Annotated in this window: 16 protein-coding genes and 5 pseudogenes; 5 read left to right on the top strand and 16 right to left on the bottom strand. The window is 61.7% G+C overall.

From position 1 onward, the window contains the following. Positions 1–644, top strand: a 644-nt coding sequence (locus tag EOA78_RS28355) for an FAD-dependent oxidoreductase (RefSeq protein ID WP_164783972.1), incomplete at its 5' end; no start/stop codon positions are given. A 15-nt stretch (positions 645–659) separates the two neighbouring features. On the opposite strand, the pseudogene EOA78_RS37365 reads toward EOA78_RS28355, so the two are convergent. After that, positions 660–904: pseudogene (locus tag EOA78_RS37365) on the bottom strand (hypothetical protein); the annotation flags it as partial. A 276-nt stretch (positions 905–1,180) separates the two neighbouring features. Between EOA78_RS37365 and EOA78_RS28365 the strand changes: the two are divergent. Next, entirely contained in the window at positions 1,181–1,777 is a 597-nt protein-coding gene (locus EOA78_RS28365) for an omptin family outer membrane protease (protein ID WP_091600473.1), read from the top strand. 377 nt (positions 1,778–2,154) lie between these two features. Here EOA78_RS28365 and EOA78_RS28370 read toward each other — a convergent pair whose 3' ends face one another. Beyond that, positions 2,155–2,463, bottom strand: coding sequence for a helix-turn-helix domain-containing protein (locus EOA78_RS28370; protein WP_236473435.1), 309 nt, complete (start codon positions 2,461–2,463; stop codon positions 2,155–2,157). Between the two features lie 811 nt (positions 2,464–3,274). Here EOA78_RS28370 and EOA78_RS28380 point away from each other — a divergent pair. Beyond that, positions 3,275–4,096 (top strand): annotated as a pseudogene (locus EOA78_RS28380) (class I SAM-dependent methyltransferase); the annotation flags it as partial. A gap of 440 nt (positions 4,097–4,536) precedes the next feature. Here EOA78_RS28380 and EOA78_RS28385 read toward each other — a convergent pair. From EOA78_RS28385 to EOA78_RS28430, 11 genes and pseudogenes are all read right to left on the bottom strand, one after another. Beyond that, the gene (locus EOA78_RS28385; protein WP_091600474.1) at positions 4,537–5,967 is read right to left on the bottom strand and encodes an FAD/NAD(P)-binding protein; all 1,431 of its coding nucleotides are present in this window, start codon (positions 5,965–5,967) and stop codon (positions 4,537–4,539) included. Beyond that, positions 5,964–7,139, bottom strand: a pseudogene (gene ssuD, locus EOA78_RS28390) (FMNH2-dependent alkanesulfonate monooxygenase). The gene EOA78_RS28385 and the pseudogene ssuD overlap by 4 nt, the downstream one beginning before the upstream one ends. A 32-nt stretch (positions 7,140–7,171) precedes the next feature. Then, positions 7,172–8,419, bottom strand: coding sequence for an SfnB family sulfur acquisition oxidoreductase (locus EOA78_RS36580; protein WP_095517101.1), 1,248 nt, complete (start codon positions 8,417–8,419; stop codon positions 7,172–7,174). A 267-nt stretch (positions 8,420–8,686) separates the two neighbouring features. Then, positions 8,687–9,202, bottom strand: a pseudogene (locus EOA78_RS37370) (ATP-binding cassette domain-containing protein); the annotation flags it as partial. A 66-nt stretch (positions 9,203–9,268) separates the two neighbouring features. After that, positions 9,269–10,600, bottom strand: a complete 1,332-nt coding sequence (locus tag EOA78_RS28400; protein ID WP_091600477.1) for an ABC transporter substrate-binding protein — start codon at positions 10,598–10,600, stop codon at positions 9,269–9,271. Positions 10,601–10,653: 53 nt separating this feature from the next. Further along, positions 10,654–11,702: pseudogene (locus tag EOA78_RS28405) on the bottom strand (branched-chain amino acid ABC transporter permease). A 3-nt stretch (positions 11,703–11,705) separates the two neighbouring features. Then, entirely contained in the window at positions 11,706–12,602 is an 897-nt protein-coding gene (locus EOA78_RS28410; protein ID WP_127318264.1) for a branched-chain amino acid ABC transporter permease, read from the bottom strand. Next, positions 12,602–13,504, bottom strand: coding sequence for an ABC transporter ATP-binding protein (locus EOA78_RS28415; RefSeq protein ID WP_091600479.1), 903 nt, complete (start codon positions 13,502–13,504; stop codon positions 12,602–12,604). Before EOA78_RS28415 ends, EOA78_RS28410 begins: the two co-directional genes overlap by 1 nt. A 56-nt stretch (positions 13,505–13,560) precedes the next feature. Next, positions 13,561–14,661 carry a dimethylsulfone monooxygenase SfnG gene (gene sfnG / locus EOA78_RS28420; RefSeq protein ID WP_091600500.1) on the bottom strand — a complete coding sequence of 367 codons (1,101 nt, stop codon included), beginning with the start codon at positions 14,659–14,661 and terminating at the stop codon, positions 13,561–13,563. 25 nt (positions 14,662–14,686) lie between these two features. Next, positions 14,687–15,256: an FMN reductase gene (gene msuE / locus EOA78_RS28425; RefSeq protein WP_236473434.1), complete on the bottom strand. Its 570-nt coding sequence runs from the start codon at positions 15,254–15,256 to the stop codon at positions 14,687–14,689. Positions 15,257–15,821: 565 nt separating this feature from the next. After that, positions 15,822–16,319, bottom strand: coding sequence for an amidohydrolase family protein (locus EOA78_RS28430; protein ID WP_342028483.1), 498 nt, complete (start codon positions 16,317–16,319; stop codon positions 15,822–15,824). A 524-nt stretch (positions 16,320–16,843) separates the two neighbouring features. On the opposite strand from EOA78_RS28430, the gene EOA78_RS28435 reads away from it, so the two are divergent. Next, on the top strand, positions 16,844–19,069 hold the full coding sequence (locus EOA78_RS28435; RefSeq protein ID WP_245477788.1) for a S46 family peptidase: 2,226 nt from the start codon (positions 16,844–16,846) through the stop codon (positions 19,067–19,069). A gap of 1,032 nt (positions 19,070–20,101) precedes the next feature. Here the strand turns inward: EOA78_RS28435 and EOA78_RS28440 are convergent. From EOA78_RS28440 to EOA78_RS28450, 3 genes are all read right to left on the bottom strand, one after another. Continuing rightward, complete coding sequence (locus tag EOA78_RS28440) at positions 20,102–20,500, bottom strand: hypothetical protein (RefSeq protein ID WP_091600482.1); 399 nt, start codon at positions 20,498–20,500, stop codon at positions 20,102–20,104. Positions 20,501–21,065: 565 nt separating this feature from the next. Further along, on the bottom strand, positions 21,066–21,557 hold the full coding sequence (locus EOA78_RS28445; RefSeq protein WP_091600483.1) for a hypothetical protein: 492 nt from the start codon (positions 21,555–21,557) through the stop codon (positions 21,066–21,068). After that, positions 21,530–21,919, bottom strand: a complete 390-nt coding sequence (locus EOA78_RS28450) for a hypothetical protein (protein WP_091600484.1) — start codon at positions 21,917–21,919, stop codon at positions 21,530–21,532. The genes EOA78_RS28445 and EOA78_RS28450 overlap by 28 nt, the downstream gene beginning before the upstream one ends. A 125-nt stretch (positions 21,920–22,044) precedes the next feature. Between EOA78_RS28450 and EOA78_RS28455 the strand changes: the two genes are divergently transcribed. Further along, positions 22,045–22,320 (top strand): hypothetical protein, encoded by a 276-nt coding sequence (locus tag EOA78_RS28455; protein ID WP_091600485.1) that lies wholly within the window; start codon positions 22,045–22,047, stop codon positions 22,318–22,320. Positions 22,321–22,351: the final 31 nt, after the last annotated feature.

Below are 22,351 nucleotides of genomic sequence, written 5' to 3' on the forward strand. Positions count from 1 at the left end.
GCGGCGAGCCGCTCCAGTCGGTGGCGTGGCCGTCGCCGCCGATCGTCGCCGGCGGCCAGCATGTCGTCGTCGTCGGCGGCGGCGACACCGCGTCCGACTGCGTCGGCACCGCCTTCCGCCAAGGCGCCGTTCGTGTCACCCAGCTCGACATCCGGCCGCAGCCGCCGGAAAAGGAAGACAAGCTTTCGGTCTGGCCCTACTGGGCGACGAAGATGCGCACCTCGTCCTCGCAGGCGGAAGGCGCCGAACGCGAGTTCCAGGTGGCGACGCTCGAATTCATCGGCGAGGACGGCGCGCTGACCGGCGTCAAATGCTGCGAGGTCGATGAAAAGCGCAAGCCGATCGCCGGCACGGAATTCGTTATCCGCGCGGATCTCGCCTTCATCGCTATCGGCTTTGCTGGGCCGGCCGCGGTCGGGCCAGTGTCGGAACTGGCTGGCCAGATGAAGATCGCCATCGACAGCCGCCGCTCGAACAACGTCGAGGCCAATGATCGCGACTACAAGACCAGCGTCGAAAAGCTCTATGCAGCGGGCGATGTGCGCCGCGGTCAATCGCTGGTCGTCTGGGCGATCCGCGAGGGCCGTCAGGCAGCGCGTTCGATCGACGAGGCGCTGATGGGATCGAGCGTGCTGCCGCGCTGAGACCGTTTGGAAACGCTACTCCCGCGGCCATCTGAGGGCGCTTTGCCCTTCAGGTGTCCCGGGGGCAGGTTTACGGACGATCGCCGTGGTCGTTTCGGTTGTGGCCGCGGCCGCAGGCTGCCGCCTTGGCGGCCAAGAAAAATCGTCGGCGCGGCCGGGCGAAGCAGCGGGCGCCTTGCCCTCGACGACGAATTTTTCACCGGGCCCGGCTTGGCCGGCGCTGCGGCACCGAGGAGTTCCGAACCGCCGTCGAGTGCCGGTGATTTCGAGTCGGCGTCGGTAGCCGGGGCGGCGGCCTCAGTCTTTTCGTTCGAGGGTGGACTACGCTACTGGCCCAGTACCGGCAAGCATCGAAGGACCTTTACAATCATAAAGGTACGTCACCGGTCTCGCGGCTCACCTATGACGATCTAGACGCGCATTCGAGTGAAGTCTTCTTCAACGCGATCCACAATCCGACTGGCATTTTCGTAAAGGCCTCCTCGGTGCCGGCGGCATCAGGGAGGGTTTTCTCATGACGAGGACTTCTTACGGAAATGGGGGGCTACTCAAACACATTCAGTGATCAGCGCGGGGGCGGCGTCAGCTATTTCACCGCCGATCTTGGATATAATTTCTTGAACGCGCCGCGCTACCGCATCGGTGCTTTTGTTGGCAACAATTTCTGGCACGAGAGCTACGACGCTTTCGGTTGCACGCAGCAGGCGACCAACTGGAGGACCTGTGTGCCAACCGTCCCGACCTACGTCAACCTCATCAGCCAGGACAACGATTGGCATTCGCTGCGACTCGGCTTGGCCGGGCAGACGCAACTCACCGCGCGACTCAGCCTTTCTGGTGACGTGGCGTTCCTCTTCACGCGGCTCGACGGCAAAGATCAGCACCACATGCGCCCCAAGATCAAGCTAATTCCCGAAGACGGCGATGGGCATGGCGTCCAGCTCGAGGCGGTGTTGAACTACAAGGTCACGGATTTGTTCAACATCGGCGTCGGCGCCCGCTACTGGGCCGTGGCGAATAACGGCACGGCTCATTTCGAAGAGGCAATGGGCGGTCGTGGTTCCCCGCAGGCCGACGATTGGAAGGCAAAGCGCTACGGCGTGTTCGTGCAGGCCAGCATCAAGTTCAACTGAGAGAGCAAGAACCGGGGAGAGCGGCGATGCCACTCCAGCTCATTACGATCATTGGATCAACAGAAGGAAGTTTTCCGAAGAGTTCTGCAGGCGTGCGCAAAGTCGCCAGACAAAGTTCTCTGGTCCATAGTGTACGTGCCGTCACGCCCGTTCTCGACATGGTTGAATGATACGTCCCGCGCGATAGATCAAAGTCGTTCTTCATTGGTTTTCCGGAAATCGCGGGAGCACAGCGTGCAGTGACCCTCGGCTGCTGGTTTTCTGTCAACGCGCAGATGAGGGAGAATGAGCGTACAGCAAAAATCATCAGTGCTGTCGCTTTCGCCAAAGCCCGCCGCAGCTAAACGGGGCCCCACGTCCGGTAGCGCCCCTGCCGGTCACCTCACGGATGCCGAGTTCGGCACCAGCCCGAGCGCAGCACGCTGGCTAATTTTCAGCTCGGCCGCGACCAGACCTGCCGACACCAGCGGCCGCGCCAGCACCAGCTCGATCAGCGCCGGCAGGCTCGAGTTTTTGCGCCGGTTCCTGAGCCGGCGCTCCATCTGGCTTTTGGCCAGCGCCTGGATGATTGCAAGGCTGAAACAGTCGATGGAACGCCCCTCCAGCGAAGCCGAACCGGACGAGGCGCGCGCGCCAGGTCCTTCGGCTGCCATCGGCACGCTGGGTTTAAGTGCTTGGGGTGACACGGCGTGATCTCCGCCGTTGGCGGGAACAGGCGGTAGAACAGCTGGATGTTCTCAAATGCATGCGGGATTGCCCAGATCTGGCCGCCCTCCCCCGTTGCGATCTGACCGGCTTCCATCTTCCAGGTAAGCGCCGCACGCAGGCTCGGGAAGGAGTCGTTGTAGTCGTATCCAGCATCGGGTAAAAACGGGTAACCGGCACTTAAAGGCGTTGTAGTGTCGCCACCAGAAATACTGCTCCGTGGTGCTGGCCTTTGCGTGGGGGCGCAACACGGCAACTACCCGCTCAAAACGGTTGGTCCTCTACCTCTTATTCACCGTCGCTTTCCTCGCGGCCTAACCCGGCCGGAATATCCGTTGCCAGAAAAAGGCCTCGCGGCCGGTTCGAGGCGCATCCCTCCTCCGAAGCAGCACGCTCAAGTATCGTCACAAGCCCCGAGCGCTTCGCGTTCGGCGATGTCCAAATTCCGACAATGTCGGATACAGTCAGATCTACTGGATTGCGTTTGAATGGTTTTCTCATTTGGCACAGTACATGCGGGTCATCCGCAAAACACGTGACCGACCAACAAGAATTCGCATGATCACCTTACCACAACATACAGCCGCCTCGGAACAATCACTTGGCCCCTGATCGCCCGCCCCGGCACCACAACCGGAGTCATCGATGTTCTGACGGGCTGCCCTAGGATACCTGCTGCGACAGGGCTTGCCCTGGTGACGACCACTCCGGCTCCGCCGGTTACCGACGAGGGCAACGTGACGGATTTCCTGCTTTTCAACGGCATGGAGGTGGCTGTCATTCCCGACCACCGAAGCGAGCGACAAATTCTATCTCAACGCCGAGCAAGAGCTGGTGTTCGCCGATGAAGACAGCCCGGCCTTCATGGCAGGCGCATTCGAGTTCCTGTCCGCGCTGTGGCTCGATGAAGAAAAGGTGAGGCAGGCATTCCGTCCGGCAATGGCGTCGGGTGGCACGATCATAGCGCGTGTCTGTTTCGCGGTACGGAACGGTTCTTCCGTCCAGGCTACAATGCCAATCTGATCGACTCCTGGCTGCCGGCCTTGGAGGGCGTCGTCGAGAAGCTCGAACGCGGCGTGGACGTCGCGGATGTTGGATGCGGTCATGGTGCATCGACCGTGCTCATGGCACAGGCCTTCCCCAATTTCGCGCTTCGTCGGCTTCGACTATCATGCCCCTTCGATTGAGCGCGCCCGCAAGGCGGCCGAGGTAGCCGGCGTCGGCGTCAACACGCGGTTCGACGTCGCCGCCGCCAAGAGCTATCCCGGAACCTACGACCTCGTCACATTCTTCGATTGCCTTCACGACATGGGCGACCCGACGGGCGCCGCCACCCATGTCCACGGATCGCTCAAGCCGGATGGCACGTGGATGATCGTCGAGCCGTTCGCGCATGATCATCTGGCGGCGAACCTCAATCCCGTCGGACGCGTTTACTATGCCGCTTCCACGTTCGTGTGCACGCCCGCGTCCGTGTCGCAGGAAGTCGGGCTCGCGCTTGGAGCCCAGGCCGGTGAGGCGAGGCTGCGCAAGGTGGTGACCGGTGGCGGCTTCAAGCGATTGCGTCGCGCCGCGGAGACACCGTTCAACATGGTGCTGGAGGCCCGCCCTTAGCGTGGCCGTCGCCAGAAATTGCAGCTCATCGCATTTGATGAAGATCACCGCCAAAATCCGGACGCATCGGGCTTTTCAAGGCGTCTGGGTTCACGCAGAGGTCGCTGCCGAGCCGCCTTCTCTAAACCACTGAAGTCGATGTCCGGCGGCAGATTCTTTCCCTCTCTGCGGCCACAAGGCGAGCAGCCTCGCTGTAGGCGTCTTCCCGCCCAGTGCTTTCTCGACCCGCCGCGGTGGGCTGATCGTCTCGGATCGTCATCAAAGCGGTGGACGCCGGTGCGAAGTCTGGGCATGGAGATCGGCACCTCCGAGGTCGAGCGGATCTGCTAAAAGCGCCAGGAGCGGCACGCGACCAGTGGCCTATTTACGACACGATGGGCTTCCACCTTCGCAATACGCTCGGTGAGTGTCATCTGGATAGCCTCATCGTGTTTGCAGCTTCACGACGCCTTACGACGCAACGCCGTTTGGTATCCAAGCCATTGGTGGATTTCAGCGGCTATACGCTCGGCATGCGCGGTGACTTCGGGAATTCCCATCAATTCGCCAACGCTGCCGCGCGCCAGCGGCCCGCTGACGAAAATGCTGTCGGTCGGTCGGCCGGAAGTGCTGACCGCACGGCCTTGGCTGTCGGTCGCCAGGCCAAGGCCAATCGGGTCTAGCCGGACCAGTCCCATTCGCCCGAGATCGGCAATTGCTGTGTTGGTCCGGAAAATATCGGCATGCGCCGGCCCGGTCGTGACGACCACCCTGTCGAACGTCTCGGTTGTCTGAGTGGGTTGGCGCCTTGGCCGCAGCGTGACCCGAATGCGCCCGTCGACCTGCTCGGCGCCGACGATCGATGCGGCGCGATAGGCGAGCATGCCTTCGGCAACGCGGCGATCGAGCACGTCCGCGACCTGTGGCGCGATGCGGAAGCGATGCACATCCCACAGCGTGCGCAAATGGCGCACGAGGCGGCGTTGCTCGTCGAGCGGCAGGGCCTGCCAGATGATTTGTCCCTGACGTCGGACGGCATCGAGGACCGGGTGCCAGTCTTCGCCCCGACGCTTGGCATCTAGGATCGTGGCCCGGATGCGTCTGAGCATCACTGTTGCGCTGCGTGAAGGCAGACTGATGAAATCACCAATCGGGTCGCCCGGGAGCACCGCGTGGCTGCGCGAACGATAACCATGACGTGACAGCGCGACGATGCGGCTACGATGCCCATTGCGGTCCAGCGTGGCAATGATATCCGCCGACGTCAATCCAGTGCCGACTACGAGCACTTGGTCGTCGCGGCCGATCGCTTGCAGCCCTCCGAGATCATAGGGATTGGCCACCAGCCGGGCAGCAGCAGCCACAGACCGCAGGGCCGATGGCAAGGCCGGTGGCGGATGCGTCGCCGCAATCACTAGGGCGTCGGCTGCGAGCGTCCTTCCATCAGCGAGAATCAGGATGTAGCCCTGGCCACTAAGCTCGACTGACGCGACGGCGGACCTGACATGACGGATCACTTTGCCGAACAGAAAGGGTTGGAGATAAGATTCCACGTAGCGCCCGAAAACGCGTCGTTGTGGGTAGAGTGCTCCATTTGCGGCAATAGCCTCGGCATCGTCGAGAATCGCGCCGGTCTGCTCCAGCCAATCGGCAAAGTGGCTGTCCTGGCCGGAGATCAGCGTCATTCTCGACGCCGGCACATTGATGCGGTGTGAAGGATCGGCCGTCGAGTAGGCCAGACCATAGCCGAGCCCCTCTCTGGGCTCGACGACCACGATATCGGCAGCACCGGCGGGCAGCAGCCGCGCAAGATGAAACGCGGTCGCCGCACCGGAAAAGCCGCCACCGATGATGGCTACGACCGGTCCCCTGCCCAAGTCTCTGGCGCTCAAGACTGACTCGCGCGCAGTGCCGAAGGCCGATGGTCGCCGGCCACCGTTTCGCCGAACGGTCCCATGTTCACTGCCGTCGGGCGCGTCGAGATTTCATGATCGAGCGGCAACAACGGCAACACCAGTTCGCCAAACCGATAGGCCTCCTCCAGATGCGGATAGCCGGACAGGATAAAGCTATCGATGCCAATGCGCCGGTATTCGTCGATCCGTTCCGCAACTGTCGCCGCATCGCCGACCAGGGCGGTGCCGGCGCCGCCGCGCACCAGGCCAACGCCAGCCCACAGGTTCGGACTGATTTCGAGCTTGTCGCGGCGGCCGCCATGAAGCCGGCTCATGCGCGACTGGCCGACGGAATCCATGCGCGCGAAAACCTTCTGCGCCTCGGTTATCGTGTTGTCGTCCAGGCGGCTGATCAGGCGGTCGGCATCGGCCCAGGCCTCATAATTGGTCTCGCGGACGATGACATGCAGCCGGATGCCGAAGGTCACCTGGCGCCCGGCTTTCTCGGCAAGACCGCGCACATAGGCAATCTTTGCCGCGACGTCCGCCGGCGGTTCGCCCCAGGTCAAATATTTGTCGATCTGTTCGGCGGCGACCGCGTTAGCGGCATCGGACGAGCCGCCGAAATAGAGCGGCGGATGTGGCGTCTGCACGGGCGGAAACAGTAGGCGACCGTCCTCGATACGGAAGTGCTTGCCTGCGAACGCTACGGTCTCGCCGCGAAGCACCGCCTTGTAGATGTCGAGGAATTCCCGCGTCACCTCATAGCGCTCGTCATGGCTGAGGAAGATGCCGTCGCCCTTGTTCTCGACCGGATCCCCGCCGGTGACGACGTTGATGAGCAGCCGTCCGCTGGAAATGCGGTCGAGCGTCGAGGTCTGCGCGCGGCTAGCGTCGGCGATTGCAGGCCCGGCCGGACGGCGACAAGGAAGCGAAGCCGCTGCGTCAGCGGTGCCAGCGCCGACGCCACGACCCAGCTATCTTCGCAACTGCGTCCTGTCGGCAGCAGCGCGCCATAGTAGCCGATGGCATCGGCGGCTTTCGCGACTTGGGTGAGATAGGGCAAGTCGACCGCCCTGCCCCCCCTCTGAGGTGCCGAGATAGCGGCTGTCGCCATGAGTCGGCAGAAACCACAGGACCTTGATCCTGTCGGGAGTGGCAATGCTCATGAATGGTCCTCTGTGATTTGGAGGCGCTTCGCTCAGCTCCAGGCATGGAGCGGCGGATTTACGTCGTTGAGGTAGTAGTTGCCGAGGATCGCGTATTTCCAGCGCACCGGATCGTGCAGCGTGTGGGTGCGGGCGTTGCGCCAGTGCCGGTCGAGATTGTGCTCGGCCAGCGTCGAGCGTGTGCCGGCGAGCTCGAACAGCTTGTTCGTGGCAATGATGGCGATCTCTGTCGTGAGGATCTTGGATTCGGCAACCGCGATCTGCGCTTCCGCGACGGTCTTCTCGTTCGGGTCGGCCACGGCGCGATCTACCGCAAGCCCGGCCCTTTCCAGAACCGCCTCTGCCGCGTTGGCCCGCAGGCGAAGGTCGCCAATCGCCTGGATCGTATAAGGATCCTGCCAGGCATGATCGACGCCGCTGTCGATCCAGGCGCGCGACTTGGTGCGCACGAAGCCGACAGTCTCGTCGATCGCCGCCTTGGCGATGCCGAGATCGACCGCGGCCTGGATGATCTGGAAGATGGCGCCGTCGGCCGTCGGCCTGTCATAGCCCTTGTAGCCGGGGACAAGATGCGTTTTGGGCACCTTGACATTGTCGAGCAGGACCGTGCCGGACAAAGTCGTCTTCTGTCCGAAGCTCGACCAGTCGTCGATCACCGTCAGTCCGGGCGCGCCGCGATCGGCGATGGCATACCAGGCGCGCCCCTCGTCATCGAGCGCCACGATCGGAACCAGATGGGCAAGCAGAGCACCGCTCGAATAGAATTTCTGGCCGTTGACCACGACATGGTCGCCGGCGTCGACGAACTTTGTCTCGAAGTCGGCCGCGCGCTTGGAGCCGAACTCGGAGAACGCGTTGCCGAAGCGCGTGCCGGACAGCACCTCAGCGAAAAGCAGCTTCTTCTGCGCCTCGTCGGAGACGGTGCGGATAGCGGCGACGACGCCAAGATGGTTCTGCGGAATCTGGCCGAGCGACGGATCGGCCGCCGAGATGATGGTGATCACCTTCGACAGGGTCACATAGGAGAGCTCCGGCCCGCCATAGGCTTTCGGCACGTTGATCGACCACAGGCCGCTCTGCGAAAACGCATCGAGCTCTTCCTTCGGCCAGATGCGTTCACGATCCCGCTTGGAGGCATCCCTGGCGAATTCGGCGGCGAGTTTTTCGGCGACAGCGATTGCCTCGGCATCGGCCTTGATCACATGCGCCTTGGCAGAGGGTCGTTCGACCGGCGGGACGGCACTGCGGCTATCCGACGCCTGCCTGGATTGGATGGTCATGCTGCTGTCTCCTTGGGAAAATGTTGCGGTGGAAGCGGCGCGCCGGTAGTAGGTTTTGATATCGGTGCGCTGGCGCAAGTTGGCAGCCGATCCTTCCAGCACGCTGACGCCGTTCTCGAGCACGGTGGCGCGGTCGGCGTATTTCAGCGCGACCGCCGAATTCTGTTCGGCAACGAGGATCGAAAGGCCTTCGTCGCGGTTGAGCCGTTTCAGGGCGCTGAAGATCTCGTCGACGATCAGCGGTGCCAGCCCCATCGACGGCTCGTCCAGAACAAAGAGTTTCGGCCGCGACATCAGACCCCGGCCGATAGCCGTCATCTGCTGCTCGCCCCCGGAAGTGAGGCCGGACCGGGTTCGCCGCTTCTCGGCGAGCCTTGGGAAAAGTGAATAGACACGATCCAGGTCCGCCTTGACGCCCGTGCGAGAGGACGAGCGTCCGAGCGCGCCGGTGAAGAGGTTCTCTTCGACCGTCAGCGAGCGGAAGCAATGCCGGCCCTCGAGGACTTGGACAAGGCCGCTGCGGACTAGGTGCGAGGGGCTTGCCCTTGAAACATCCTCGCCACCGAAGGTGATCCGACCGGCGGTAATGGCGCCGCGCTCGGCCGGGAGGAGATTGGATACGGCGCGCAGCAGTGTCGTCTTGCCGGCACCGTTGGAGCCGAGCAGCGCGACGATCTCGCCCCTGCCAACCAACAGGTCGACGCCGTGTAGGGCGGCGATGGCGCCGTTGTAGACAGCCTCCACGCTGCTAACTGACAGTATCGGGTATTCCGGGATGGACATCGATGACTCCGCTCGGGAAGGTGGATGGCGCGGCCGGCCAGATTTGTCGGCCGCACCATACCAAATTCAGTTGCTGACCACCGCGTCGGCGTCCTCGGCCGTGCGGATCTTGATGCCCTTTTCCTTGGCATACGCCTCGGACGACTTCTCGATGATCGGACGCAGCAGCTTCCAGTCGGGAGCGATCCAGTCGGAGACGACATTCCACTTCTTGCCGTCCCATTGCTGGAAGGTCACGTAGCCGTCACCCTCGTGATTGTCCCAGGAGACGTTGATCGAGTGGAACAGGTCCTTGGCGCCGAGTGCCTCGACGCGCGCCGGATCGAGCTTGAGATGCTCGAAGCCCCAACGCACTTCGTCGCCGGTCAGCGTGCGGTTGCCGAACTTGGCCTGTGCGATGCGGACCGCCTCGACATTGAGGATGCCATTGACGATGCCGAGATTGTGGTAGACCGAGCCGATGCGGCTTTTGTCCTCGAGATTGCCTTTGCCGTCGCCGTAGACCGTTTTGACGATCTCCTGGACCACCGGATACCGCTCACCCGAGGCCTGGGTGGTGATGGCCGTATAGCCCTTGGCGGCATCGCCGGCGGGGATGACATCCTCTTCGGAATTCGACCAGACATTGCCTATGATGTGATCGGCCGGGAAGCCTGTCTTCTGCGCGGTCTTCAAGGCGACGGGGTTCATCACGCCCCAGCCGCGCAGCACGACATAGTCAGGATGCTCGCGCCGGATGGTCAGCCACTGCGCCTGCTGCTCGTTGCCGGGATGCGGCACCTCGATCTGCGACAGCTCGAAGCCGTATTTCTGCGACAGCAGCTCATAGATCGGGATCGTCTCCTTCCCATAGGGCGAGCCGTGATAGAGCACGACGATGTTCTTGCCCTTGAGCTTGTCGAGGCCTCCTTCCTTGGACGCGATGTAGTTCACGATGCCGGAGGTCTCGCTGTAAGGATTGAGCAGCAGCGGGAAGACGTAAGGGAACACCCGCCCGTCGGTCGTGTCTGTGCGGCCGTGGTTGATGGTGATCAGCGGCACCTTGTCGTCGGTGATGCGATCGATCATGGCATAGGCGATGCCGACCGAGAGTGGATTCCAGGCAGCGATGCCGGGATTGCTCTTCAACCGTTCATACACCTCGACGCCCTTCTCGACCTCATATTGCGTCTCGCCTTCGCTCCAGGCCAGCTTGGCGCCATTGACGCCGCCGTCGCGGATGTTGATCAGGTTGAGATAGTCGATGAAGCCACCGAAAAAGCCGGTTCCGCCGGCCGCATACGGACCGACACGGTAGCTCTGCAGGGGAAAGTATTGTTCTTCGGCGTGAACCGCCGTCGCGCCGAGCACGAAGGCCGTGGCGATCGCCGCTTTTCTTAGGTGACTGAAGAAGGTCATTGCTTACGTCTCCTGATGGGTTGGTCCGAGCGGAGGAGGAAGTTGAGCGGCAATCAGCTGGACCTTGAGCCGATCCGTCGTTTGAGGCGGTCGAAGAGGGCCGACAGCCCGCTCGGTTCCGCGATGAGGAAGATGATGATAATGGCGCCGAGCACGATGCGCTGGCTCATGTCGAGAACGCCCGAATCGAACAGGCCGCCGAACAGGAATGCGCCGAGCCGGGACAGAAAGAGCGGGAGGACAACGATGAACGCCGCACCCAAAACGCGCCACGGATCGAGGCCAGCCCGCCGATGATGATGATGAACAGGATCTGGAATGAGCGGTCGAGATTGAAGCCTGCCGGCTCGACGGTGCGCAGATAGGTGAAGGCCCACAGCACGCCGGCGATACCGATGATGAACGACGAGATGGCGAACGCCAGAAGCTTGGTTCGCAGCACCGGCACACCGATGACGCGTGCGGCGGTTTCGTTGTCCCGCACGGCGATGAAGTTGCGACCGGTCGCGCTGTTGACCAAGCGCCAGACGAGGGCCGTCAGCACCATGACCGTGGTGACCGAAAGCAAATAGCGGCCGGTCGCGCTGTCGAGCGAAAGACCGGCGACGGCCAGGTGCGGCGCCGAGATCACCCCGGACGGGTTGTCGTTGGAGAACCAGCCGAACTTGGTCAGCGCCCATTGCACGAAGAACTGGGCGGCGAGCGTCGAGACGGCGAGGTAGAAGCCGCGCAGCCTGAGACTGGGCAGGCCGAACACGACGCCGAAGCCGGCGGCGGAAATTCCGGCCAGGATCATGGTCACCGCCAGCGGCAGGCCTTCGACCCTGAGGTTGAAATTGTAGGCGCCGAACGCGCCCACCGCCATGAAGGCGGAAGAGCCAAGCGAGAGCTGGCCGCAATAGCCGGTCAGCAAATTGAGGCCGACCGCCGCCAGGCTGAGCGCCAGGAATGGCAGCAGGATCGCCTCGACCAGATAGCCCGAAGCATAGGCAGGGACCACGCCGTAGGCGACGACGAACAGGGCGGTCGCCAACGCCAGCTTCTGAACGAGTTTCGCCCAGTCGACTGGAAGCCTTGCGGCGTCGAGAGCTTGCACGGCCATGGTTCAGACCCTTTCGACGGTTTTCTGGCCAAACAGGCCGGAGGGGCGCACCAAAAGCACAACCAGCGCCAGCGCATAGGCGAACCAGCCCTCGATGCCGCCGCCGACGAACGGGCCGAGATAGACCTCGGCCAGCTTCTCGCTGGCGCCGATGATGAGGCCGCCAACGATGGCGCCGAGGATGGAATCGAAGCCGCCAAGCACCAGCACCGGCAGCGCCTTCAGCACGATCAGCGACAGCGAGAACCGGACGCCGAGACGCGCGCCCCACAACAGTCCGGCGACCAGCGCGACGAAGCCGGCCGCCGTCCACACGGTGCCCCAGATGCGAGGCAGCCGCAGCCCGACGGCGAGGGCCGCGAACTGATCGTCGGCGACGGCGCGAAACGCAAGGCCGATCCGCGTCCAATAGAAGAAGGCGCTGAGGCCTGCGACCATGGCGGCGGCGATCGCCGCCGCCAGCAGGTCGAAGGATGAGATCAGTATGCCGCCGACCTCGAAGGGGGTGTCGTCGATGCCGAGGTCGAGCCCGTGCACCTGCGTGCCCCAGATAAGCTGGGCGGCACCTTCGATGATGTAGGAGAGCCCCAGCGTCGCCATGAACAGCGTCATCGGCGAGCGGTTGACCAGTGGCCTGAGCACGGTCCGCTCGATGGTGAAGCCGAGCGCGACCATGACCGCGAAGGTGATGAGCAGCGAAAGCGCGAAGGGGATGCCGCGTTCGACGAGGCTGACAAAGGTGAGCGCTGCGAACAGCACCATCGACCCCTGCGCGAAGTTCAGCACGCCCGACGTCTTGTAGATCAGCACGAAACCTATGGCGACAAGCGAATACATGACGCCAGAGAGCAGGCCGCCGACCAGCACTTCGATGACGAAGAGGAAATCATAGTAGCTCATCAGATGTCCTCGCCATTCTCGCCCTCGGCGGTGCCGATATAGGCCCGGATCACTGCCGGATCGGCCCTGACCTCGGCCGGCGTCCCGTCTGCGATCTTGCGGCCGTAGTCGAGCACGGCGACGCGGTCGGAGAGGCCCATGACGACGCCGATGTCGTGCTCGATCAGGATGATGGTGACGCCGTGCCGGTCGCGCGCGGCGCGCACGAAGCCGGCCATCTCGGCCTTCTCGGTCGCCGTCATGCCGGCCATCGGCTCGTCGAGCAGCAGCAGCTTCGGCTCGGCGACCAGCGCGCGCGCCAGCTCGACCCGCTTCTGCAGGCCGTAAGGCAAGGTGGCGACGAGGCGGTCGGCGACGCTTTCGAGATGCAGGAAGGCGACTATCTGATCGGTCTTTTCGGCGATTCCCGCATCTTCGCTCCGGGCGCGTGGCAGACCTGCAATATGTTCGACGAAACTGGCGCGCCTGGTGTGGACGCGGCCGCACGCGATGTTGTTGCGCACGGACAGACCGCCGAATAGCGCCAGGTTCTGGAAGGTTCGCGCAACGCCGAGCCGTGCTAGACGGCTCGCCGGCACCCGGGAGAAGGACTGCCCGCCGATCGCAATCCTGCCGCGGTCGGCGTGATAGAGGCCGCTGATGATGTTGATCAGTGAGGACTTGCCGGCGCCGTTGGGGCCGATCACCGCGCGGATCTCGCCGACTTCCACTTCGAGATCAACATCGCTCAGCGCCTTGACCCCGCCAAAGGAAATGCCGATCCCGCTCAGCGCGAGAACCACATCCGGCCGTGACGACAGGCGTGCCAGACGCCTGTCGCCGACGGGGTTAGCCACCGCGAGGATGGCGGAAATTTCGGACGCGCGCTCGTATGCGGCCGCTCCCAGCGAAGCACCAATCATGAAACATTCCTGCTTTTGAAGGCGTGTCGGCTGCGGCCCCGTGGGCCGCGCCCGTCCTATTCCGCGGCGACAAGCTCCCTGTCGCGAGCTGCTTCCAGTTCGCGCACCAGAGGAATGACGCGCTTGCCGAAGAACTCGACCTCTTCCTGGAAATGCAGGAAGCCGAGCAGGATCAGGTCGGCACCGGCGTCCTTCAGTTTCAGGATGCGTTCGGCGATCTGTTCCGGCGTGCCGATGAGATTGCTGCGGAAGCCGTCATTGTACTGAACGAGATCCTCGAGGGACGACTTCGCCCAATTGCCTTCGCCTTCCGGCGAGGCCTTGCCGGCATTCTTGACCTGATCGGCAAAGCCCTGCACCGCCTCCGGATTCGCCTTGGCGATGATCTCGTCGAGCACGGCGCGCGCTTCCTGCTCGCTCTCGCGGGCGATGGCGAAAGCGTTGACGCCGATCCTAACCTTGTGGCCGTTGGCTTTCGCCTTGGTGCGGATGTCGTCGACCTGCTTCCGGATCTCCTCCGGGGTATTGCCGTTGGTGAAATACCAATCGGAGACACGAGACGCCATGTCGCGAGCGGCTCGCGACGAGCCGCCCTGGAATATCTCGGGCAAGGGCTCGATCGGCTTCGGCTTCATGGAATAGTTGGTGAAGCGGTAGAAATCGCCCTTCAGCGTGAAGCTGTCTTCCGTCCAGATGCCGCGCAACGCTCGGATAAATTCCTCCGACCGGCGATAGCGCTCGTCATGATCGAGCCAGAGTTCGCCAATCGCGGCGAACTCGCCTCGGAACCAGCCGCTGACGACATTGACGGAGACGCGGCCATTGGTCAGGTGGTTGATGGTAGCGATCTGCTTGGCCGCCAGCGCAGGGTTCCACGGACCGGGCAGGATCGCTGCGATGACCTTCAGCGTTGTGGTCGCGGCAAGCAAGGCATGGCTGAACGAGACTGATTCGTGCTGGTTGTCGGCCCCATAGCCGGCTGTGAAACGGATCTGGCTCAGCGCATAGTCGAACCCGTTGGCCTCGGCAATCTGGGCGAGCTTGCGGTTGTAGTCGATATCCCAACCCGTCCGCTGCTCGATGTTGGAGATGACCAGGCCGCCGGAGACGTTCGGGACCCAGTAGGCGAATTTGATGGCGTCGGAATGCGAACTCATGTCGTCGTTTCCCCTGTTGATTGGCTCAGCCGACGCGGGTGGCGACGGCGGCATTTGCGTGACTTGAGTTGAGCAAGGAGACCGCGTCGGTAGCGGCCCTTGCAATACGCTCGATGATGGCTGCGCCGACGATTTCGCCATCGACGAAATCGTCGGGCGTGCCGTAGACGCCCGTAGGGACGGTGACAGAGCCAAAAAAGCCGAACAATGGCCGGAGCTGATGTTCGAGCACCAGGCCATGGTATGGGCTCCCGCCGGTCGCCGCGAGAAGCACGGTCTTGCCCGTCAACGCGCGATAGTCGACCAGGTCGAACAGGTGCTTGAGAGCGCCAGTGTAGGAAGCCCTATAGACAGGCGTTCCGACCACGAGCAAATCGGCCTTCTCGACACGCTGGATAATCGCTTCTCCAGATGCGCCAAGTGCGCCGCGGGATAGTCCGGCGAAAAGCGACGGTGCTGCCTCCGTGATCTCAATCAGACCGGTGTCGGCAAGCAGGCGCAACGCGACCGCCTTGACCAGCGCATTGACGACCGCCGTGGTGCGGGACGGGTTGCTTACACCGCCGGATATTCCAAGAACCGATAATCGTGCCAAGTCATCTATCTCCCACACATGCGCCATAGGCCACCACCGAAACCAAACGATATTCTACGAAATCTGTAGACATAAGGTACTTTGTTCTGATGTTTTCACGTCAATGGGAAAAACGGCGCTGCTAGGAGCGGCACGCCCACCGCATTCGATCTCAAATGGGATTAACTTGGCAGGGGCCGTAGGCGTCACCCGCGAGTTCGACTTTGGTGAAAACAGGCTCCGCCGGCGCGATATGAGGAATGTCGTCCAGCCGTTTGTGACAGCGCTCTCCACCGATGCCACGCAATCAAATGAGCGCGTGTATTATGACGGCTAGGCGTGCGAGAAACGTCCTCAGGCATTGCCCTACGAAGGAGCCGATATTAGCGCCGAGATTTCAAGGCTGGTCAGGGACGATTGAGAGTTTTGAGCACCGGCAGCACGAAGGCGGCAATCGCAGCGTCATGCCTTCGGAACCATCGGTAGCTGCTCAATACGTTCTGTTGTGCTCCTGCCTGTATATGTGTTGCGTAATTCCCCTGAATGGCAACGGATTACCTGCGTCTGGTTATTCATTCTTCACCACTCACCCGCCCTTGATGATCTTTCGAAGCCGGGCGGGATCGGACAAAATCGCGAGGTCCTTCAACGGATTGCCGTAGACGGCGATGAGATCTGCGTGAGCGCCAGGCGCGATGGTGCCGATGAGGCCTTCCATGTTGAGCACGCGGGCAGCATCCACCGTCGCGGATCGGATCACGTCCCGAGGCTTGAGAACGCGGCCGCGCAGAAGAAATTCCTCTGATTGGTGCCTATGCATCTGGCCAAGCAGATCGGAGCCGTAGCCCATGGTCACGCCAGCGCTTTGAAGCGTTTCGAGCGCCGACAAGCCGGCATCGAGAACGAAGCTCACCTTTTCAAGGGATTCGGCGGACATGCCGTATCTGGCTCCGTCCCGAGCGACGACAGCAAAGGTGATGTTCGTCGGGACGACGAACGCGCCTGCCTCGCGAACCCGGTTGGCGGTTGTCGCTTTGATGAGGTTTCCATGCTCGATTCGGATGGTCGACGTTTCATCCCAGATTTACTTTCGCGCCTCACGCCGGCACTCGCGCACATAGTCCGCCGGGTTATGTCGCCAAGCGCCGAGCGGATTTGCGGCAAGGGGAAGTCCGGGCACTCCTCGCACCCTCGTCCTCGCGCAACACCGCACGTAACAGAAACGATAGCACGCATTCTCACAATTAACGACGGCTGTTCGGCAGTGGGCTTCGTCGCGAGCGAGGACGAGAGTGTCGGGTCTACAACCAAATGTCGGAGGTCGGACCCAAATGTCGGAGGTCGGACACGCAAGGCCCTTACCACGTAGGTGATTGAAAGCTTTATTGACGAGGCGCTCCAATGGCCGGCCCGCAATGCGGGAGATATTGTTAGAGGCGTCTCGAATGACTTCTCCGCGGGACCCGAAGGGCGTCTCAGGCATCCTTTGGCACGATTAGTGCAACGGATGATCCGCAAACGTTGCCGATACAATGTGAGGGGAGCGTCACCCAGATTTTTGTGTTGACCGTCCACTCACTCTTCACCCAGTGGCTGCCGCGCAGGCGCTTGCGGACGCCGGTCAGCCCGATAGCTCATCGATCCAGATCAGCGGAGAACAATACACAGAATGGGAACGAGATCAGCATGAACTCGAATTTTAGTCGTTTGGCCCAAGCCACCGCTATGAACTTGCTCTGGACGTCGGCGAACGAAGGCATGTGGATGCCGGCCCAGATTACGGAACTTGGCGCGGCCATGCGCGCGAATGGACTCCAGCTTGATCCCGCGCAGCTCAGCCGTCTAGACACTGCCCCGCTCAACGCGATCGTATCACTGGGCGGATGTTCAGCTTCCTTCGTCAGTCCGCAAGGACTGGTTGCGACCAACCGTCACTGCGTGCTGGAATCGATCCAGTACAACAGCAAGGAGAGTCAAGACTATCTCACCAAGGGATTTCTAGCGAAAAGCCTTGGTGAAGAATTACCCGCGGTGCCCGGCAGCCGCATCTATGTGATCGAGGATATCCGTGATGTGACCGCCGACATGCTCAAGGGCGTATCGGACAAGCTGAACGGCTTTGCCCGCTATGAGCGGCTCGACAGGAACCGGAAGGCGCTGATCGCCGCATGTGAAGAACAGCCCAATCGCCGCTGCGACGTGGAGTCCTATTATGGCGGCGCCTCCTACTATCTCCAGCAGAAGCTCGAAATTCAGGACGTGCGCCTAGTCTATGCGCCCGCGCTCGGCATCGGTAACTTCGGCGGCGAAACGGACAATTGGACGTGGCCGCGCCACACAGGCGACTTCGGTTTTTACCGCGCTTATGTCGCTCCTGATGGTTCCTCCCGGCCTTATGCGCGCGACAACGTGCCCTACCGGCCGAAGAGCTGGCTGCGCATTGCCTCTAAAGGCGTGCAAGACGGCGATTTCGTCATGGTCGTCGGCTTTCCCGGAGAAACCAATCGGTTCCGCACGGCGGATGAAGTACGGTTCAATTTCGCGCGGTACGAACCGCTGTTGCAGCATTTGCTGTCGGATTATGCGGCCCAGATAAACCAAACCACGGCAGGCAATCGAGAAGCGCAGATCCGCTACGCCTCCATCCTGCAAGGCGTGGAAAACTACAAGAAGAAGTTGGCGGGCGATCTCGCCGGGGCCAATGCGATCGGGCTCGACGTGCGCAAGGCGATCGAGGAGAAAGCTTATCTCGACTGGGTCGCCGACGATCCCGCGCGGCAGGCGCGCTATGGCGCAGCGATCGGCGAACTGGGCGCCATGGTGGACGAGAATAGCCAGGCCTCGCTCGAGGGGCTGCGCCAGGCGCTGCTGAACCGCGCGCAAATGCTCTCATCCGCGCGCACTCTGTATCGCTGGGCCAAGGAGCACGAGAAGCTCGATGAAGACCGCGAACGCGGCTTTCAGGATCGTGACCGTAACCAGACCGTGGATCAACTGACGCAGATCGAACGCGGTTACCTGCCCGACATCGATCGCAAGCTATTTGAGGCCGCGCTCGATGAATATCGCCGGCTAGACGCAAAGGACCGCGATACTGCGTTCGAAACGGCTCTGGACCAAATCGGCCTTGACCGACTTTATGCAGAAACCAAACTCGCCGACACGGCCACGCGGCTCGGCTGGCTCGACAAGCGGGCTGCTGCCTTCGAGGCGTCGGACGATCCTTTCATCAAGCTGGCGGTCGCGCTCTATCCCGGCGACATAGCTGCGGAGCGCGCGGCGAAGGACCGCGCTGGCCGAGCGCAGGCGGCGCGCGCGACTTATATGCAGGGCCTGCGCGCCTACTGGCAGGCGATTGGCCGGCCGGTGTATCCCGACGCGAATGGATCGCTGCGCATCACCTGGGGCAAGGTGTCGGGGCGAACACGCGACGGGCAGATCTGGACGCCATTCACCACGGCTGAGGGACTTCTGGCCAAGCACACTGGCAAGGGCGAGTTTGATGCGCCCGCCGCCGCCGTCGCTGCGATCCGGGCCAAGAATTATGGCCCCTATGTCGCGCCGGAGCTGGGCACTTTGCCGGTCGACTTCATGTCCACGGTCGACATTACCAATGGCAATAGCGGCTCGGCCACGCTGAATGGGCGCGGCGAGTTCGTCGGTCTCGCCTTTGATGGCACGCTCGATGGAGTGATCTCCGATTGGGCATATGCCGCAGACCGCAGTCGAAGCATCCATGTCGACAGTCGCTTCATGCTTTGGACCATGGACAAGATTGACGGCGCTGCCTGGTTGCTCAAGGAGATGGGAGTGCTGCCGGCGTCGCGTTCATGAGCGGGGTAGTCTGGCGGTAGGCGGCCTGTCGGCGTCATACCTCCACAAATCCCCCTTGGAATTTTAGACAAATCCCGTGTGGAAGCGCCGCCTCAGCCGGTCTTGCAGCGCCTGCCGGTCGGCGACGAGGTCGTCGCAGCGACCCGGCGCCGCTGCCCGGCCATCAATTGTCCAATCGGCGCCCACGTGCCAACACAAACACGCCGCAGTCATAAGCATTCGGCTGTCGGGTCATGGGGGCTGCCTCGAAGGTGCCGTTCAGCACCCTTGCGAGCTGGTTTGCAGGCTCGTCGTTGTGGCCCTGTCCGGGAGGAGTCGTGGTGATAGGCGACCCGCTCCGGGTTGCGGCCATCAACGAGCAGCAGCGAGCAATGGGTGCTGTCGCTGGTACGATTGCCATTGCTCACTGGCACGAATAGGAAGTCGGCTGGGCCGACAGCTCGATTATAGATGACCTGCAATGTCTCTTGCGCGTTCTGCGACCCTGCGTAACGCATTTGATCCACCTCGCGACCCAAGTTCCATGTTCCAGTCTGCCAATTATGCGACTTTAGAAGTACAAACCATGAACGCTGTGGCCGCGTGGTTATTGAGTTCCAATCGCTATTTAGTCTGCTTGCATGTTCCGAAATGACCGCGTTGGGCCCGCAAGCTGACAGGCGGCTTTGCGGACCACTGGGTAGAAAGGAGTCATCCGCCACGACGTTGCGCACAGCCCGGAGGTGCAACTCCAACGCATGATGCGTATCTTATAGCGAGTTTAGGTCTATATGGAACTCAAACGCACCTCCGGTCTGCAGATCACCACGTCGTATTCAGCGCGTGCGCATTTTCGAGAAGTCGGCACCGACGACTAGCAGGTTCTCATGTTCCATCTTGGCCCCTCCGGCATCATCCTTATTGATACTGCTTGGCACCATGACTTCGAACCTGACCGACGTCACAAGGTCATCGCTCACACTCGACACCCACGCTCAACCGGAATCGTCAATATGCAGCAACATTTCTGCATCGACATCAGCTGATACGTCATCAGCAATAGTCATCGATCGAGTCGCCAAGGTCCTCTCCAGCTAGTTCGCAGAAGTGCTTCAGAGCGCCCTTGAGACTGAAGAAGGTGAATTCGCTTCGGTGATGGAAAAGGCCATCATGGATTGAAATGTGGGCCACTGCCCAATTCTTTATGGCGTCGCCGGCAAAATGAGTGAGTACGATCAGGTCATCGTCCTTGAGATTCCGGTCGACGACGAGGCTCGTGGAGAGCTGGTTGCGCGCGAAGATACTTCCGAAAGAGAGGCGCGATTCATAAAGAAGAAGGGCGTCGTCGGTGAATTCGTCCGGGCACGCCGGAAATTCGGTTGGAACCTTCCAGCGGACCTGGACCGCAAGAGGGGTCAGAGATGGGTAGAGTGTTTCTGCCTGGTTAAGCATTCTTCAATCCTCGCGGCGTGAGTGCCTCAATGATCAGCCTTGCCGAGAAACGACACTTGGTAAAGACTTGCGACCGCAAAGATCGGGTGGCCGTGTCACTAAATGCATATAGCCCTAGCGACTGCTATACCTGATTGAGTGTTGCGCGCCCGCCACGCTCGGACTGAGCGATTTGACGGCGATGCTTGCACCGTCAACAACGTGATTCGAGACAGCATGAGACATGGCTGCATGAGTGGCCCAAGGGTCACCGCCTAACCCGTAACATCCTGAAATCCGTTGCGGCCTGCTTGGTGGCGAAGCCGTACGTCCACCACCCTTGCCATCGACGTCCAGACGGATCCCCTGGATCGGCAGCTTTCAGGAAATGGCTTGGGCAATTCGAGCGGCTGGAATGAGGCGCAAAGCCGCCGTTCACCTCTCCTTCGAGTCAGCGCTCCGACCGGCCAAAATCGTCGAGGCCTCCAACAAGGTGAAATGGGTATTTCACACTGACGCGCAACCCGGGGTGATGAAGGTATGCCAAAACCCACCGAGCCTGATTGGCGATCCAGCGTTAGCCGTCTCAACCTGAAATCGCGGCAACGTTTGCCGACGACTGATCCAATGCCAACCGCTCCATTTCCGGGCGACTGTGTTCACGGGCGGCAAGAATCTGGGCTCTTGTCTGCTTGAGTTGCTCAAGACCGAGAACCAAGGCGCCCTGCAGCCGCTTGCGGTCGCCGAGAATATCCTGGTCAATCTGCGCGATATCGCGTGGATCGATCGCGCGTGAGGGATCGAAGACAAAGCGGGCTTCGACGGACCTTCGCCAATTTAACAACTTCTGCGCCGTTTTGGGTTCGAATCCGGACACGCTGTAGAGCTTGTTCCTCTCGACATCGAGCGCTGTTTCGACGCCATACGACTCCAGGACCTGTTTCTTTCCCGGTCCGATGCTCTCGATCTTTGCCGATGAGATTTCAAAGTTGTCCAGGAACCGGTGCAGTTGCGCCTGACGGCGGTTGCGCTCGAGCTCCGAGATCCTGGCTACCGTTTGGAAGGTAAGATGTCCCATTCGCGCCTGAGCCCGGCGAGCACCGTTTTTTGCCTGTCGAAGGCATCCGGCCCGGCTCTCTGCATCCACGTGGTTTGCGCGTTTTTCCACTGGGTGGCGGCCTCGCCGGCGATGCGCCGGTATTCCGCAGCCTCACTGTCCCTGTTCAAGAAACCTCTCAACCCCAGAAAAACCCCCAAGGCAATGCCCAGCACCCAGATCTGCGCCATCATCAAGCCAGCGACGCCGACTACTGCGGCCGCTACTCCTGCCCGGAAGTTGGTGCGGCGCGCGTGCCCCTTGAGCTTCAAGGCGTTGGGATCTGGTGTCACATTCTTCTCGGGGACGGTCGGCACCGGCCCGGGATGCGGGATGGCGTCCACCTGCGCTGGAATCCGGCGATATCGAAAAGCGTCGCCCCGCTGGCGGGAACAACGGTTGAGAACAGCGGGACGCCAGTGGCGCCTTCCATTTTGCACCAAGGGCACGGCGATGAGCCAAGTGACCAGTGGCTGGAATTGGCGGAGCACTGCTTGAGGTTCGCTTCAAGTTCGGCCAAGGCAGCCACCCAGTCCCGGGCCACGGGCCTGCCAGCCGACGTTCCTTTTTGCGAGAAGGCATCCTCAAACATTTTTGCAAGTCGTGGGCCGACGGTGGAACGCGCCCCGAAACCCGAAGCTTCTTGCAGGCCGAGAAGGAACTGGACGGCAAGGGCTGGCTTCCCGCAGCGTTGCGGGCGACGGTCAAAGTAGAAAGCGAAAGTATGGCAATCGCCGCCGACTAAGCACGGTTCGCATTCAAGGTCAGGGCAGCGA

This window comes from Mesorhizobium sp. M5C.F.Cr.IN.023.01.1.1 (assembly GCF_003997585.1).
GTDB classification, from domain to species: domain Bacteria; phylum Pseudomonadota; class Alphaproteobacteria; order Rhizobiales; family Rhizobiaceae; genus Mesorhizobium; species Mesorhizobium wenxiniae.

Excerpts from the sequence above, each read along its gene's own strand:
- EOA78_RS36580 (WP_095517101.1), bottom strand. The coding sequence starts at position 8,419 with ATGACCATCCAATCCAGGCAGGCGTCGGATAGCCGCAGTGCCGTCCCG.
- EOA78_RS28410 (WP_127318264.1), bottom strand. The coding sequence starts at position 12,602 with ATGAGCTACTATGATTTCCTCTTCGTCATCGAAGTGCTGGTCGGCGGC.
- EOA78_RS28365 (WP_091600473.1), top strand. The coding sequence starts at position 1,181 with ATGGGGGGCTACTCAAACACATTCAGTGATCAGCGCGGGGGCGGCGTC.
- EOA78_RS28445 (WP_091600483.1), bottom strand. The coding sequence starts at position 21,557 with ATGGGACATCTTACCTTCCAAACGGTAGCCAGGATCTCGGAGCTCGAG.
- sfnG (WP_091600500.1), bottom strand. The coding sequence starts at position 14,661 with ATGAGTTCGCATTCCGACGCCATCAAATTCGCCTACTGGGTCCCGAAC.
- EOA78_RS28440 (WP_091600482.1), bottom strand. The coding sequence starts at position 20,500 with ATGCTTAACCAGGCAGAAACACTCTACCCATCTCTGACCCCTCTTGCG.
- EOA78_RS28415 (WP_091600479.1), bottom strand. The coding sequence starts at position 13,504 with ATGATTGGTGCTTCGCTGGGAGCGGCCGCATACGAGCGCGCGTCCGAA.
- EOA78_RS28400 (WP_091600477.1), bottom strand. The coding sequence starts at position 10,600 with ATGACCTTCTTCAGTCACCTAAGAAAAGCGGCGATCGCCACGGCCTTC.